The sequence below is a fragment of the Ruegeria sp. BHSB058 genome (assembly GCF_059613285.1).
On sequence record NZ_JBXWSF010000011.1, the window covers coordinates 1 to 14,510 of the forward strand.

The following is a 14,510-nucleotide window of genomic DNA, read 5'->3' on the forward strand; positions in this document are numbered from 1 at the left end:
GCGGAACAGGCCGACGCCCTCGGCCCCCGAAGTGGGCAGCGATGGCAGGTCGGCCATCAGCCCGGCATTCATCACCATATCGATCTTGTGCCCGTCCAGTGTGACCGCAGGTTTGTCGCGGATCGAAACGTAGCGTTCCTGTGCCTTGGCCTGCATTGCGATCTTGTCGCGGAAAGCGCCGACAACGGTATCTTCGGGGCGCAGGTGTACCACGCCCTGATCGCCATCGACCAGAATATGGTCGCCGTTCAGCGCCTCGGTCGTAATGCGGCCTACATGCACCACCAGTGGGATTGCCAGGGCGCGGGCGACGATGGTCGCGTGGCTGCCGACAGACCCTTCCTCGAGCACGATGCCCTTGAGAGAGCGGCCATATTCCAGCAGATCGCCGGGGCCGATGTTGCGGGCCACCAGGATGGGATCGGGCGGCAGTTCAAGCCCGGTATCCCTGCCCTGCCCTGTCAGGTTTCTCAACAGGCGGTTGCTGAGATCATCAAGGTCTGCAAGGCGTTCGCGCAGATAGGGGTCAGTGACCTGGCTCATCCGGGCGCGCGCCTGCGACTGTTCCTTTTCGACCGCTGCCTCAGCGCTGAGACCACGGGCGATGTCCTCTTCCATGCGGCGCATCCAGCCTTTGGAATTGGCAAACATCCGGTAGGCTTCGAGCACCTGCAGCTGTTCCTTGTCGCCGTCCTGCGAGAATTCGAGCATCTTGTCGACGCCGACGCGCAATTCCTCGACCGCTTCGTTCAGGCGCTCGAGCTCGCGCTGCGGGTCATCCGCGATCGGATTGGTGACCACCACGCGCGGTTCGTGCAGCCAAACGTGCCCCTCGGCGGAACCCTCCTGGGCCGGGCCACCCTTGAGCACGACGGATTGCTGGTGCAGGGGCGACAAGGCCGCACCCTCGCCGATGAAGGCGCCAAGCTCGGCCATTTCGGCCAGAACCATGGCGACCACTTCCAGCGCATAGACCTCGTCGGCGGAAAACTGGCGTGCCTCGCGCGACTGCACCACCAGAACGCCCAGTTTTTCGCCCAGACGCTGAACCGGCACGCCGAGGAAGGACGAGAACCGTTCTTCGCCGGTTTCCGGCATGTAGCGGAACCCTTTTTCCGCCGGAGCGTTGGGTGTGTTGACGACCTTGCCGGTCTTGGCGACGCGGCCCACCAGCCCTTCACCCATCCGCATGCGGGTCTGGTGCACCGATTCCGGCGCGAGGCCCTGGGTCGCACACAGCTCCAGTGTCTCTTCGTCGCGGAAAAGATAGACCGAGCACACTTCGCTGCGCATGCTGTCGGCGATCAGATGGGTGATCTGATCGAGACGCTCCTGGCCGGCGGCTTCGCTGGCCATCGCTTCGCGCAGCCGCCCCAGCAGCTTGCGGGATTCTGTTTCAGTGCCGTCAGCCATGGGCCCCATCACGTTTTTGTGTCAGGCGCCCCAGTCGAGAAAACTCAGGCGGCCTTGTCCAGTCCAAACGCATCATGCAGCGCCTGAACGGCAAGTTCCATGTATTTCCTGTCTACAAGCACGGAAATTTTTATCTCGGAGGTTGTAATGACCTTGATGTTGATCCCCTCATCCGAGAGCACCTTGAACATTTTGGCCGCAACGCCGGATTGCGAACGCATGCCGATTCCCACCACCGAGACCTTGGCGACGTCAGGTTCGATCTGCAGAATGTCAAAGTTCAGCGCAACGCCCTTGATGTCGTTCATGGCCTTTTCGGCGCGTTTGACCTGATCGGTCGGCAGGCTGAAGGTCATGTTGGTGCGACCCTCCTCGGAGATGTCCTGCACGATCATGTCGACGTTCACACCCGCATCCGACAGGGCCCCGAAGATGGTGGCGGCGATGCCCGGGCGGTCAGCAACCGACAGCAGGGTCATCTGGGCTTCGTCGCGCGAATAGGCGACGCCGGAGACAACATTGGATTCCATGATTTCCTCCTCATCGCAGACGAGCGTGCCCGCCTCGTCGGTTTGTTCCTCGAAACTCGAAAGGACGCGCAGTTTTACCTTGTAGCGCATTGCCAGCTCGACCGAGCGCGTCTGCAGCACCTTGGCCCCAAGCGAGGCCAGTTCGAGCATTTCCTCGAACGAGATCTTGTTGAGCTTGCGCGCCTTGGAGCAGATTCTCGGGTCGGTGGTATAGACGCCGTCCACATCAGTGTAGATATCGCAGCGTTCGGCACCGAAGGCGGCGGCGAAGGCCACGGCAGTCGTGTCGGAGCCCCCACGGCCCAACGTGGTTATGCGGCCCTCGGGGCTGATGCCCTGAAAGCCTGCGATCACGGCAACCTTCATGCCCTCGCCGAATTTCTGGTTCAGGTTGTCGGTCGGAATTTCCTCGATCCGGGCGGCGGAGTGGGCCGAGGTGGTGATCAGCGGCACCTGCCAGCCCTGCCAGCTGCGCGCCGGGATATCCATTTCCTGCAAGGTCAGCGCCATCAGGCCGGCAGTCACGTTTTCACCCGAGGAGACGACGGCGTCGTATTCGCGCGCGTCGTAAAGGGGCGAGATTTCGTCAACCCAGCCGACCAGTTCGTTGGTCTTGCCCGACATGGCCGAAACGATGACGATCACATCATGGCCCTTGGCCACCTCGACGCCGACGCGCTTGGCGGCGCGGCGGATGCGGTCGAGATTGGCAACCGAGGTGCCACCAAATTTCATCACGAGTAAGGGCATGGGGCCAAAAGTCTCCGCGCCAAGGAATTCCGGTCCCGAGCCTCTTATGCGAGGGGGCAGCCAAGAGCAAGTGGACAAAGGCGGAATGCCTGCGGCAAGGCACCGCTTTACATTGCCGGGGCCGGGTGCCAGCTTGGAGCGGTTCCATACGCACAAGGGTTTTCGATGCGATCAGTTCTTTTGGCTTTTGCCGTGTTGTCCACCCAGGCCACAGCGCAGGAGGCGACGGTATCCGGAACCGACGGTCAGAACGCCTTGGGTACTGTTCCCTGTGCCGCCGTACCTGGCCAACAGATCGAAAGCTGTCCCGCCGAATTTCGCCGCAAGGACGATGGAGCCTCGACACTGGCGGTTCAGTTGAAGACTGGAGAGGTCCGGCGGATCTATTTCGAGGGGACGAAGGCGGTGGCGTCCAGTTCCACTTCGGCCCTGTCCACGGAAACGCGCGGAGACATGCTGATCATCTATATCGAGCCGGGCGAGGTTTACGAACTGCCACTCAGGGCGCTGACCTCTCAGTAAGGGTGCGTGCGGCCGTCCCATGTCTCGAAACAGCCGGTTGAGGCCAGCGACAGCGCCTCGAACCTTTGGATGAGGCCATTGACGGCCTCGTCTGTGGTGACGGTGGCCGCAGCTCCGCCCATGTCGGTCTGAACCCAGCCGGGGTGGTAGATTCCCACGGCGATGCCGTCGTCTTTCAGATCCGTGGCCAGATTGCGCCCGAGATTGAGCGCCGCCGCCTTGGAGGCGCGATAGATATAGCTGCCGCCGGGCGCATGTTCATGCGAAGCCATCTGTGACGAAATGATCGCGATTTTGCCGCGCGCCGCACGCAGGTTGGGCAGAAGGGTCTGAATTGTCAGGAACACGCCAGTGACATTGGCGGCAAAGGTCTGGTCCCACATCTCGCGCGGATAGCCGTCGATGGTCTGTCCCTTGTCCAGATAGACGCCCGCGTTGCAGATGAGAAGATCGACTGGCTTGTCCTGCAATGTCTCGGCCATCGCGCGGTGATGGCCCGGGTCGGTCACATCCAACAGGATAAAGTGGCTGCCGTCACGGGCAGTGCCTGAAACGTCATGCCCTGCCTGCCGGTAATGATCAGCCAATGCCTTGCCGATGCCCCGGTTTGCGCCGGTGATGACCACGTGCATGGGTCAGTTTGTCTTGCGGTTCGGCATGAAGGGCAGCGGCGCGACCGGCACGCCCTCTTCCATCAGCGCTTTGGCGTCTTCCATTTTGGCTTCGCCATAGATCGACCGCTCGGGCGCTTCGCCCAGGTGGATCTTGCGGGCCTCCGCCGCGAAATTCTTGCCGACGTAATCTGAATTTTTTTCGATGTTGCGGCGCAGTTCCGCCAAGGCCTGCTCTGCTACTGAGGCCGGTTTCGACAGCGGTTTTTCGGATCCGTGTCGGGTATCGTCCGTTGTGGTTCGGCCGGGACGCACACGTGGCGTCATGATCGCCTTCTCTACCTCGCTGCCGCCGCAGATCGCGCAGGTCACCATCCCGGCCCCGGCGAGCTTGTCAAAAGCATCCGCCGACTGAAACCAGCTGTCGAAGCTGTGGCCTTCACTGCACTTCAGAGCGTATTGAATCATCTTGCACTCATATTCTCAGGTCCATGAATAGATATCCAGCCGCCCGGCAAGATCAAGACTTGATCTTTTCCTTGTGTATAAGATGTGGATGAAATTCCAACAGCATCCGGGCGAGCTCGGGTTCGTTCACACATGCCGCCGCCTTGTGTGGGCGAAACCATTTACGGCGGCGCTGGTCGCGCTCGGGGAAACTGGCGGCAAGACGGCAGACACGGATCGGAAACACCTCGACCATGCATGGCAGATTTCCCTTGCTGCCCCGCGTTTTTGTATAGGTGAAGCTGCCGATGCTTTCGGATTGGCACAAGCCGATCACGCCAGCCTCTTCCCAGGCTTCGACCGTCGCGGTTCCGGCGGCGTCGCGCGAAAAGATCGGCCAGCCCTTGGGGATCAGCCACCGCCCGGTTCCTCGGGAGGTCACCAACAGGATTTCAGGCTTGTTTTCTTTGATCCGATAGCACAATGCGCCGTATTGGATACCAATCCGGTTTTCTTCCGGAGCGCTCAATAAGTCACTGGAAATTTTTACGTTCATCAATCCTCCTGCCTCACAGGATAGCAGGGAATCTGTTTCATGTCAGGTCGCACACACTAAATGCTCCCACATATTGTAGGAACGCCACGGCTACCCGCGAAATCTTCACTCTTTCGGGATCAATTCCGCCTATTTCAGCATTTTTGCAGTCAATCTGGTCAACAATTCGTCCTGTGGGATATCCGCGTCGATCGCGAGGCGTCTGAGACCGAAATGCACGCCTGCGACCTGCTGGTAGTAACGGGTATAGACATAGTTGGTGCCACCGCCCGCGACCGCGCCCAGAACCGGAATCGATTGCGCCGCAAGTTTCTGCCCCAGCGCGGTGGCAAGGCGCGGTGCGACACTGGCGATCAGTTTCTGCATGGTGGCGCCGGTCAGCGTCAGCCGGATCGAGAAAAAGCCCAGATCCGCGCCATCATCCTGCGCCAGCGGCCCCGCCGAGGCCAGAACGCGCACGCAATCGAACATCACACCTTCGGAGGCCGGATCGAAGCCTTGGCGCGCGGCCTCGCCCTGAATGGCACGCAACAGCATGGTGGTGGTGACCGGCAATTCGACCAGAGCGGTGGGCAGCCCGCCAAACCCACCCGCAGCGCCCATTGCCGTGGCGATCGCTGTGTTCACCCACGCCTTTTGATCCGGAACGGCGCGGCGCGAGCCATGGGCGGCGCGCATCGCAACCCACAGCGCGCGCTCGGTTGCTTCGCTCAGGCCGTCGCGGATGTTGGGAGGAAGCTGGTCAAGCAGGTTTTCCGCCTTGCCGCCCAACCGGTTAAGCATGCGGATACCCATGCCTCCCGCTGCACGGTACTCGGCGGCAAGCCGGTCGAGTTCCGCCTCGGCGTCGACGGGTTCGACGATCACGATGTCCTGCATTCGCAACGCCTCCTTCATCAGGAAAAGATCGGTGCGCGCGTGCCGGGTTTCAATGGGTTATTTCGTCCAGCGGGTAACAGGGCCGCAAATATCCACCCAGCCGCCGGGCACCAGTTCCATGCCAAGAACCCGGTCAGGGTTTGTAGGCGGCGGCATTTCCACGCCTTCCAGCCGAGTGAAGCCAAAGCGCGAGTAATAGGGCGCATCGCCCACAAGCATGACACGATGCCAGCCCTGGTTGCGCCCGGCCTCGACCCCTTCGCGGATCAGGAACCCGCCCAGACCTTCGCCCTGGTGCGTGGGGTGAACCGCAACCGGCCCCAGTAACAGCGCGTCATGATCAGCGACGTGAACGGGCCAGAACCGGATGGCACCAGCCACGACGCCGGTGTTGTCGCGCACGACCATCGACAGGCCCGCCACGGGCGGAACATCGTCGCGCAGACGATAGGAGGACAGCGCCTCGCGCCCGGGCGCGAAGCACAGGTCGTAGAGGGCTTCAACCTCCCACCAGTCGTCCGGTCGTTCCGGGCTGATTCCGAATTGCTGCACCCTGGCCCTCTTTTCAGCTGTGGAAATCGCCCTAGCACTTCGCTACGCCTTGGGCAAACGCTTGGAGATATGATGTTCTATCGACCCGAAGACGGCCACGGCCTTCCGCACAACCCGTTCAACGCCATTATCACTCCGCGCCCGATCGGCTGGATATCGACCCGCGATTCGGATGGGATCAACAATTTGGCACCCTATTCCTTTTTCAACGGGGTTGCTTACACGCCGCCGCAGGTGATGTTTGCCTCAACCGGCACGAAACACGATCAGATCGGCGGCAAGGACAGTATCGCCAATATCGAGGCGACAGGCGTATTCTGCGTGAATGTTGTGGCCCATGCGCACCAGGATGCGATGAACGCCAGCTCGGGCAGCCTTCCAAAAGAGGTGGACGAGTTTGCCCATGCCGGATTAACCCCGGTCGAATGTGAAACCATCCCCTGTGCCCGCGTACAAGGTGCCCCGGCGGCGTTGGAATGCAAGCTCACCCAGATCGTCACCCTGCCCGGCGCGGCCAACCGCGTCGTGTTTGGAGAAGTGACAGGTGTGCACCTGCTCGACGACCATATCCGGGAGGGCAAGTTCGACGTAACCTCATTCAAACCTCTGGCGCGGCTTGGGTACCGGGACTATTCGGTCGTGTCCGAGCTGTTCTCGCTCAATCGCCCGGATGATTGAGGTTGTCGGGGGCTCTGCCCCCACCGCCCGTTCCGGGCGGCTCCCCCGGGATATTTTTTGGCCAGATGAAGCAGGGATTCTTCATTCATCTGGCTTCAAATATCCCGGAGCGCGAGGCGGAGCCTCGCAAAAGGATCAGTGCCCGCCTAGAATGCCGGTGCGGACAGAGTAATCAACCGCCAACTCGTAATCCGGGTCATCATCACTGTCGACCATCAGGTGGCCCGCCTTGTTCAGCAACTTGTGACAATCGCGGCTGAGGTGGCGCAGCATGACCCGCTTGCCTTCGGCCTCGTATTTCGCGGCCACCGCTTCGATCGCCTGCAGGGCGGACTGATCCACCACGCGGCTTTCAGCGAAATCGACGATCACGGTTGCGGGGTCGTTTTCGACATCGAACAATTCCGTGAACCCGTCGGTTGAACCAAAGAACAGCGGTCCCTGGATTTCATAGACCTTTGCCCCCTTTTCGGTCGCCGACTCGCGGGTGACCGCGTGGATGCGTTTGGCGTTGTTCCAGGCATAAGCCAGCGCCGAGACGATCACGCCGACGACCACGGCAACGGCGAGGTCTTCCATCACGGTGACGACGGTGACCAGCACGATCACGAAGGCATCCATCAGCGGCACCTTGCGCAGGATGTTGAACGAGTTCCACGCGAAGGTGCCGATCACCACCATAAACATCACGCCAACCAGCGCAGCCAGCGGGATCTGTTCGATCAGGGGCGCGGCAAAAAGGATGAAAATCAGCAGGAACAATGCGGCCGCGATGCCTGCGACGCGGGTGCGGCCGCCGGATTTCACGTTGATCATCGACTGTCCGATCATGGCACAGCCCCCCATACCGCCGAAGAAACCGGTGACGACGTTGGCGGTGCCTTGTGCGATACACTCCTGCGACGCGCCACCGCGTTTTCCGGTGATCTCGCCAACTAGGTTCAGGGTCAGCAGGGATTCAATCAGGCCGATGGCGGCGAGGATCACCGCATAAGGCAGGATGACCTGCAGCGTTTCGCGGTTGAGCGGTACCATCGGGATGTGGAATTGCGGCAGGTCGCCTTCGATCGAGGCCAGATCGCCGACGCGCGGGACGTCCAGGCCAAAGCCGATGACAAGCGCCGCGACCACGAAGATGCCAGCCAGCGGGGCCGGAATGATACGGGTGATCCGTGGCATCACCCAGATCACCGCCATGGTCAGAGCAACAAGGCCCAGCATCGTATAGAGCTGCAGGCCCGACAGCCATTCACCGCCGCCCATGCCGTGGCCGGTGTTTTCCATCGATCCCGGCACCTTGAACTGACCCATCTGCGCGAGAAAGATCACGATGGCGAGGCCGTTGACGAAGCCCAGCATCACCGGATGCGGCACGAGGCGGATGAACTTGCCCCATTGCATCACACCCGCGATGATCTGAAGGATGCCCATCAGAACCACCGTTGCAAACAGGTATTCAACCCCATGCTCGGCCACCAGGGCCACCATGACGACGGCCAGCGCGCCGGTTGCACCCGAGATCATGCCGGGACGCCCGCCGATCAGGGCGGTAATCAGCCCGACCAGAAAGGCCGCATACAGGCCAACCAGCGGGTGTACGCCCGCAACAAAAGCAAAAGCGACCGCCTCGGGCACCAGCGCCAGCGCCACGGTGAGGCCCGACAACAGCTCGATCCGCAGGCGCGACGGGGTTAGACCCTCGTCCGGCATCCAGCGCAGATCGGGTATGGCTAGGCGATTGGCAAAACTTGCCAGCATGGCTCGGGGCATGGGTCGATCCTGTTGGTCGGATTGTTCGCGCAAAGGCGCCTTCTAGACGGTTGTGCCCCATCAAGCCACCGCACTGAGCGGGATGCGGCCATGCGTCGCGCGCATGGCGAAGATCCGGCCGGTCTTTACTTGGTCGCAGTCTTGCCCCTAACTCATCGGCATGAGCGATCACTTGAAAGGTCTGATCATTACAACGCTGGGCGTGCTGCTGGTCGTGCCGGATTCACTGTTTGTGCGGCTGATCGGGGCCGATCCGATGGTGACTGCATTCTGGCGCGGCCTGACCGCCGGAACTGTTGTGCTGATCGTCCTGCTGGCGGTTCAGGGGGTGAGCGGGTTTCGGGCCTTGCTGAACACCGGTTGGCCGGGCGTGATCTATACGATCCTGATCGGCTCTACCGCGCCGGCCTTTGTTCTGGCCGTCAGCAATACCAGCGTCGCAAACGTGGTGTTCATCTTTGCCTCGATGCCGATATTTGCCGCGATTTTCAGCCGGATTTTCCTGGGCGAGCCCATTCGGCGGCGCATGGTGCTGACGATGGCGGTGGTCTTGGCGGGGCTGGCGATGATTGCCTATGGGTCGGGCGAGACGCAGATTTCGTCCTGGAGGGGTGACATCTGGGCCGTTTACGTGTCTGCCGCCTTTGCGGCCGCGCTGACCGCGGTGCGCAAGGTCAGGGACACGTCAATGATCCCGGCCATTCCGATTGCCTATATCGGTGCGGCGCTCATAATTGGGATGTTCGTATCGCCGGCTGCGGCGTTTGAGCAGCAATGGCCGCTGTTTCTGGGTCATGGAGCCTTTATCGGGGCGGCCTCGTGCCTGCTGGCGCTTGGCCCGCGCTACATCAGCTCGGCCGAGGTGTCGTTACTGGTCCTGCTGGAATCTGTTCTGGCGCCCATTCTGGTCTGGGCGGTAGTCGGTGAAGATCCGGGGCCTTGGGCGATCGCGGGAGGCGCAGTGGTGATCGGCGCGCTTTTGGTGTCGAACCTTGTCGCGGTGTTGGCTCCGGCGCGCCGGGCAGGTGGGGCCACTTGACGCAGCCACTGGTCGTCTTCAGGGCATTGTGACCAGAGGGCACCTTGGGACACGGCACAGCGCTCTTGTCATTCCGGTCGCGGCCCTCCAAAAACCTTGAGCAGGCAACGACCAAGGCAGGGAGAGCACAGGTGAGCCAGACGAAAATCGCGGTGATCGGCGGATCGGGCATCTATGAGATCGACGGGCTTGAAAACGCCAAGTGGGTTGCGGTTGAGACCCCTTGGGGAACACCGTCGGACGAGGTTCTGACAGGGTCGCTGGAAGGGGTCGACATGGCTTTTCTGCCGCGCCACGGGCGGGGGCACGTGCATTCGCCGACAGAGGTGCCATACCGCGCCAATATCGACGCGCTGAAGCGGCTGGGGGTGACAGACGTCATCTCGGTATCGGCTTGCGGGTCGTTTCGCGAAGAGATGGCGCCGGGGGATTTCGTGATTGTCGATCAATTTATCGACCGGACGTTCGCGCGCGAGAAAAGCTTTTTCGGGACCGGCTGTGTTGCCCATGTCAGCGCAGCGCATCCAACCTGCCCGCGCCTGAGCGACGCCTGCGAGGCGTCTGGAAAGGCGGCAGGGATCAACATTCACCGCGGCGGCACCTATCTGGCGATGGAAGGGCCGCAGTTCTCGACCCTGGCGGAATCGAAGATGTACCGCGAGGTCTGGGGTTGTGATGTGATCGGCATGACAAACATGCCCGAGGCCAAGCTCGCCCGCGAAGCCGAGCTGTGTTACGCCTCGATCGCCATGGTCACCGACTATGACAGCTGGCACCCGCATCACGGCGAGGTGGATATCAGTGCCATTATCGCCACGCTGACCGGAAACGCCGACAAGGGCCGCACGTTGGTCAAGGGGTTGCCTGCGTTGCTGGGAGCGGACCGCGCGCCCTGCCCGCATGGCTGCGACCGGGCGCTGGATTTTGCCATTCTGACCGCACCAGAGAAGCGCAACCCGGAGTTGCTGACGAAACTGGACGCGGTGGCGGGGCGGGTGCTTTAGCTACAAAAGGCTGAGAAGTCGCCCGTGATGTGATACAATCCCCCCATTGTTTTCAGAAATTCGTGGGGGATTTTTCATGAAACAAGGTGCCATCCGCATTTTGCAGGAAGAGTTGAGCGCGACCGGGACGTATTCCGGCCCGATTGATGGACAGATCAACGCCGCAATGGATACGGCGGCTGCGGCTCTGGTCCAACCGCGCGCCAGCGAGTTGTCCGGTGACCCAAGTGCCTGGAGTGCCGCCCGAAAACGCGTCGCCGCATTTCAGCTAGTCAGCAAGGACGCCGGTATTGATCCCGGGGACATCGACGGTTTGTGGGGAAGCCTTACTGAGGCGGGCTATAGTGATTTCCGCTTTTTCCGGGAGACCGGCGAGTTGCCGATGGATTTCCGGGATATCGTGCCGTTGGACGTCAATCCCAATGGCTGGCCTGCAGATAAAACCGGGCAGGCCGATCTGTTCAGTTTTTTCGGCTTCAATCCGAATTCGGGTGGGCAGCCCGCAACCACGATCGTTGCTGTGCCCTGGACGATGAAGCTGGACTGGGACCGGTCGGTCAAGACCAGCAAGATCGGTTGCCATCCGAAAGTCGCCCAGAGCCTTGAAAGGGTTCTGACCAAAATCGCTGCCCGTTACGACCACGATGCCCGGGTCGACATGGGATTGGACATCTATGGCGGGTGCAAGAATGTGCGGCGCAAGCGCAATGGCTCGACATGGTCCACGCACTCTTTCGCCGCCGCCATCGACTGGGATCCGTCGCGCAACAAGCTGGACTGGGGGTGGAAAAAGGCCCGGTTGGCCCGCGCCGACTGCCTGGATTTCTGGCGCTTCTGGGAGGAAGAGGGCTGGGTATCGCTGGGCCGCGAGAAGAACTTTGACTGGATGCACGTACAGGCCATCAAGATTCCATAGCAAAACGCGGGGTATGGACGTTCGCGTGCGGGCGTTGTTTGATGCACCGATATGTCAATCACAGGTGTTTTCATGCCTCTCGACCTCTGGCTTGCCTTTGTCGCCGCCTCGACCGCACTGCTGCTGATCCCCGGTCCGACCGTATTGTTGGTGCTGAGCTATGCCCTGTCCAAGGGGCGCAGCGTTGCGGTGGCCTCGGCCACGGGGGTGGCCCTGGGCGATCTGGTGGCGATGACCGCGTCGCTTCTGGGATTGGGGGCGCTCGTGTTGGCATCGGCCGAGATGTTCATGGTGCTGAAATGGGTCGGTGCCGCCTATCTGATCTGGCTGGGTTGGAAACTGTTGCGCAGCGCGCCGTCCGATGGTCTGGGGACCGTGCGCACCGAGCGTGATGTGACCGCAGGTAACGTTTTCGGTCACGCAGCGGCGGTAACGGCCCTGAACCCGAAATCCATCGCGTTCTTCATTGCTTTCGTGCCGCAATTCATCAAACCTGGCGAGGCCTTGATGCCGCAGTTCACCATCCTGATCGCCACCTTCGTTGGACTCGCCTGGCTGAATGCGCTGACATATGCCTTGTTGGCCGACCGCCTGCGGCGCCTGATCGCGCGCCCCAAGGTAATCACGGGGATTACCCGAGTCGGCGGCGTGACGTTGATGGGCATGGGCGTGGCCACCGCATTGCTGCGCCGCCCGGCCTGACCCGGTTTTTCCGGATACATCGAGCGGCATTTTCGCTGCGTTGAACCAAATCCAAGGGCGGGACGCCGCAGCCCGCATCCTGCCTCTTGAACGGCGCGTCCCGATGCGTCAAACCCGCTTGCGTGAACCATGTCAGCAAGGGAGGCCGCATGCCCAAAAGCACCTCGGTCAAGGACTATATCCGCACCATCGTCGATTTTCCGCATGAAGGGATCATGTTTCGCGACGTGACCACGCTGTTTGCCGATGCGCGCGGGTTCCGCATGGCCATCGACCAGATGCTGCACCCCTACGCGGGCGAGCGCATCGACAAGGTCGTGGGGCTGGAAGCGCGCGGGTTCATCCTTGGCGGCGCGATTGCACACCAACTGAGCGTCGGCTTTGTGCCGATCCGGAAAAAGGGCAAGCTTCCGGGCACCACCATCAGTCAGGATTACAAGCTGGAATATGGCGAGGCCATCGTCGAAATCCATGACGACGCCATCAAAGAGGGCGAGAAGGTTTTGGTGGTCGATGACCTGCTGGCCACCGGTGGCACCGCAGCGGCCGGCATCAAGCTGATCCAGCGCCTGGGCGGCGACATCGTGTCCTGCGCGTTCATCATCGATTTGCCGGAACTGGGCGGGCGCAAGGTGCTGGAAGGCATGGGCATGGATGTGCACGCCCTATGCGAATTCGAAGGCCTCTGAGCGGCTATGCGCGACGCAGAACCGCGCCGGGGTTCATGATCCCGGCAGGGTCCAGTGTCGCCTTGATCTCCCGCATGGCGGCAAGTTTCACCGGATCGCCGTAACGCTCCAGATCCTTGACCTTCATCCGCCCGACCCCGTGCTCGGCGCTGAACGAGCCGCCATAGTCGCGTACCAGATCATGCACCGCCTGCATGACAGCTTCCTTTTTGCCTTCAAGCGTCGCGCGGTCGATGCCCGCCATCGGATAGACGTTGTAGTGCAGGTTGCCGTCGCCCAGATGCCCGAAACAGTTGATACGAAACGCACCCAACCCCGAAACGACCCCGGCCGCGCCGCGAATGAAATCGGGGATGACCGACAGCGGCAAAGAGATATCATGGCTCGACACCGAACCGATCAGCCGGTTGGCCTCGGGGATATGTTCACGCACCGACCAGAGCGCCCGACGCTGCGCATCGGAATGCGCCACGACACCATCCCGGGCGATCCCGTGTTGCAAGGCCGTCTTGAAAAGCGCCTCCATGGTACGGGCGGGATCAAGTCCCTGTGGCAGGCCAAGCTCGACCAGGACGCACCATTCGGGTTTGACATCGAACGGCTGGCGAATGCCGGGCAGAACCTCGGCCAGAAACTCCAGCCCCTGTCTGTGGATCAGTTCAAAGGCACTGACCGCCTCGCCGACGCGATCGCGGGCGCAGGCCAGCAGTTCCAACGCCGCTTCGGGCGACGGAACCACGATCATCGCGGTGCTGGTGCCCGCCGGGATGGGATAGAGCTTCAGCGCCGCCGCCGTGATGATACCCAGCGTCCCCTCGGACCCGATCAGCAGGTTGCGCAGATCGTATCCGGTGTTGTCCTTGCGCAGCCGGGTCAGCCCGTTCCAGATCTCGCCGTTAGGCAGGACCGCCTCCAACCCAAGGCACAGGTCGCGGGCATTGCCATAGCGCAACACATTCACCCCACCAGCGTTTGCAGCAAGATTGCCGCCGATCCTGCAGGTTCCCTCCGAGGCGAGTGACAAGGGAAACAGGCGGTTGGCGTTGCAGGCCGCCGCCTGAACATCGGCCAGAATGGCGCCAGCTTCGACCACCAGCACGTTTTCGGCCGGGTGCACCGCCCGGATCGCCGCCATCCGCTCCATCGAGATCACCAGCGGCGCCGGCCCTTCGGGCGTCACCTGCCCGCCTACCAGGCCGGTGCCGCCCCCATAAGGGACAACCGGCACCCGCGCCGCAGCGGCACAGCGGATCAGCGCCGCGACCTCAGTCACGGTTCGCGGCAGGGCCACAAGGCCCGCCTGCCCAGCATAACGCCCTCGCGGCTCTTCCAGGAAACGCGGCTCGACCGGGTTCAGGATATCCTGCGGAACCTCTTTGGTGAGGCGAGCGGCAAAACTGTCATCGGCGGGATTCAGGGTCATGCCCAATCCATGCCCAAGGCACGTGCGCC

16 protein-coding genes are annotated in these 14,510 nt (G+C 61.8%); 7 read left to right on the forward strand and 9 right to left on the reverse strand.

The window, feature by feature from the left end:
- Both AC2FNB_RS04525 and AC2FNB_RS04530 read right to left on the reverse strand, forming a co-directional pair.
- Positions 1-1,413: phosphoenolpyruvate-utilizing N-terminal domain-containing protein (locus AC2FNB_RS04525; protein WP_496744746.1), on the reverse strand; the 1,413-nt coding region annotated here is incomplete at its 3' end.
- Positions 1,414-1,457: 44 nt separating this feature from the next.
- Complete coding sequence (locus AC2FNB_RS04530; RefSeq protein ID WP_496744747.1) at positions 1,458-2,693, reverse strand: aspartate kinase; 1,236 nt, start codon at positions 2,691-2,693, stop codon at positions 1,458-1,460.
- A gap of 165 nt (positions 2,694-2,858) precedes the next feature.
- Here AC2FNB_RS04530 and AC2FNB_RS04535 point away from each other — a divergent pair, with 165 nt between their 5' ends.
- Positions 2,859-3,215, forward strand: a complete 357-nt coding sequence (locus tag AC2FNB_RS04535; RefSeq protein WP_480747721.1) for a hypothetical protein — start codon at positions 2,859-2,861, stop codon at positions 3,213-3,215.
- On the opposite strand, the gene AC2FNB_RS04540 is transcribed toward AC2FNB_RS04535, so the two are convergent.
- The 5 genes from AC2FNB_RS04540 to AC2FNB_RS04560 form a co-directional block, all read right to left on the reverse strand.
- Positions 3,209-3,847: an SDR family oxidoreductase gene (locus AC2FNB_RS04540; RefSeq protein WP_496744750.1), complete on the reverse strand. Its 639-nt coding sequence runs from the start codon at positions 3,845-3,847 to the stop codon at positions 3,209-3,211. The genes AC2FNB_RS04535 and AC2FNB_RS04540 overlap by 7 nt on opposite strands.
- 3 nt (positions 3,848-3,850) lie before the next feature.
- Positions 3,851-4,294, reverse strand: a complete 444-nt coding sequence (locus AC2FNB_RS04545) for a DUF1178 family protein (RefSeq protein WP_480747723.1) — start codon at positions 4,292-4,294, stop codon at positions 3,851-3,853.
- A 52-nt stretch (positions 4,295-4,346) separates the two neighbouring features.
- Positions 4,347-4,829 (reverse strand): NUDIX hydrolase, encoded by a 483-nt coding sequence (locus AC2FNB_RS04550; RefSeq protein ID WP_496744752.1) that lies wholly within the window; start codon positions 4,827-4,829, stop codon positions 4,347-4,349.
- 129 nt (positions 4,830-4,958) lie between these two features.
- The gene (locus AC2FNB_RS04555; RefSeq protein ID WP_496744754.1) at positions 4,959-5,708 is read right to left on the reverse strand and encodes an EcsC family protein; all 750 of its coding nucleotides are present in this window, start codon (positions 5,706-5,708) and stop codon (positions 4,959-4,961) included.
- 57 nt (positions 5,709-5,765) lie between these two features.
- Positions 5,766-6,260: a GNAT family N-acetyltransferase gene (locus AC2FNB_RS04560; RefSeq protein WP_496744756.1), complete on the reverse strand. Its 495-nt coding sequence runs from the start codon at positions 6,258-6,260 to the stop codon at positions 5,766-5,768.
- Between the two features lie 72 nt (positions 6,261-6,332).
- Between AC2FNB_RS04560 and AC2FNB_RS04565 the strand changes: the two genes are divergently transcribed.
- Positions 6,333-6,938 (forward strand): flavin reductase family protein, encoded by a 606-nt coding sequence (locus AC2FNB_RS04565; protein ID WP_480747727.1) that lies wholly within the window; start codon positions 6,333-6,335, stop codon positions 6,936-6,938.
- 135 nt (positions 6,939-7,073) lie between these two features.
- On the opposite strand, the gene AC2FNB_RS04570 is transcribed toward AC2FNB_RS04565, so the two are convergent.
- On the reverse strand, positions 7,074-8,708 hold the full coding sequence (locus AC2FNB_RS04570; protein WP_496744758.1) for a SulP family inorganic anion transporter: 1,635 nt from the start codon (positions 8,706-8,708) through the stop codon (positions 7,074-7,076).
- Positions 8,709-8,868: 160 nt separating this feature from the next.
- On the opposite strand from AC2FNB_RS04570, the gene AC2FNB_RS04575 reads away from it, so the two are divergent.
- From AC2FNB_RS04575 to AC2FNB_RS04595, 5 genes are all read left to right on the forward strand, one after another.
- Positions 8,869-9,747 (forward strand): DMT family transporter, encoded by an 879-nt coding sequence (locus AC2FNB_RS04575; RefSeq protein WP_480747729.1) that lies wholly within the window; start codon positions 8,869-8,871, stop codon positions 9,745-9,747.
- A 131-nt stretch (positions 9,748-9,878) separates the two neighbouring features.
- A complete protein-coding gene (locus AC2FNB_RS04580; protein ID WP_496744760.1) occupies positions 9,879-10,751 on the forward strand; it encodes an S-methyl-5'-thioadenosine phosphorylase in 873 nt (290 codons plus the stop codon).
- Positions 10,752-10,827: 76 nt separating this feature from the next.
- Positions 10,828-11,667: a hypothetical protein gene (locus tag AC2FNB_RS04585; RefSeq protein WP_496744762.1), complete on the forward strand. Its 840-nt coding sequence runs from the start codon at positions 10,828-10,830 to the stop codon at positions 11,665-11,667.
- A 72-nt stretch (positions 11,668-11,739) separates the two neighbouring features.
- Entirely contained in the window at positions 11,740-12,369 is a 630-nt protein-coding gene (locus tag AC2FNB_RS04590; RefSeq protein WP_496744764.1) for a LysE family translocator, read from the forward strand.
- Positions 12,370-12,518: 149 nt separating this feature from the next.
- The gene (locus AC2FNB_RS04595; RefSeq protein WP_480747733.1) at positions 12,519-13,058 is read left to right on the forward strand and encodes an adenine phosphoribosyltransferase; all 540 of its coding nucleotides are present in this window, start codon (positions 12,519-12,521) and stop codon (positions 13,056-13,058) included.
- Between the two features lie 4 nt (positions 13,059-13,062).
- Here the strand turns inward: AC2FNB_RS04595 and AC2FNB_RS04600 are convergent, their stop codons facing one another.
- Positions 13,063-14,481, reverse strand: coding sequence for an FAD-binding oxidoreductase (locus tag AC2FNB_RS04600; protein WP_496744766.1), 1,419 nt, complete (start codon positions 14,479-14,481; stop codon positions 13,063-13,065).
- Between the last annotated feature and the right edge of the window lie 29 nt (positions 14,482-14,510).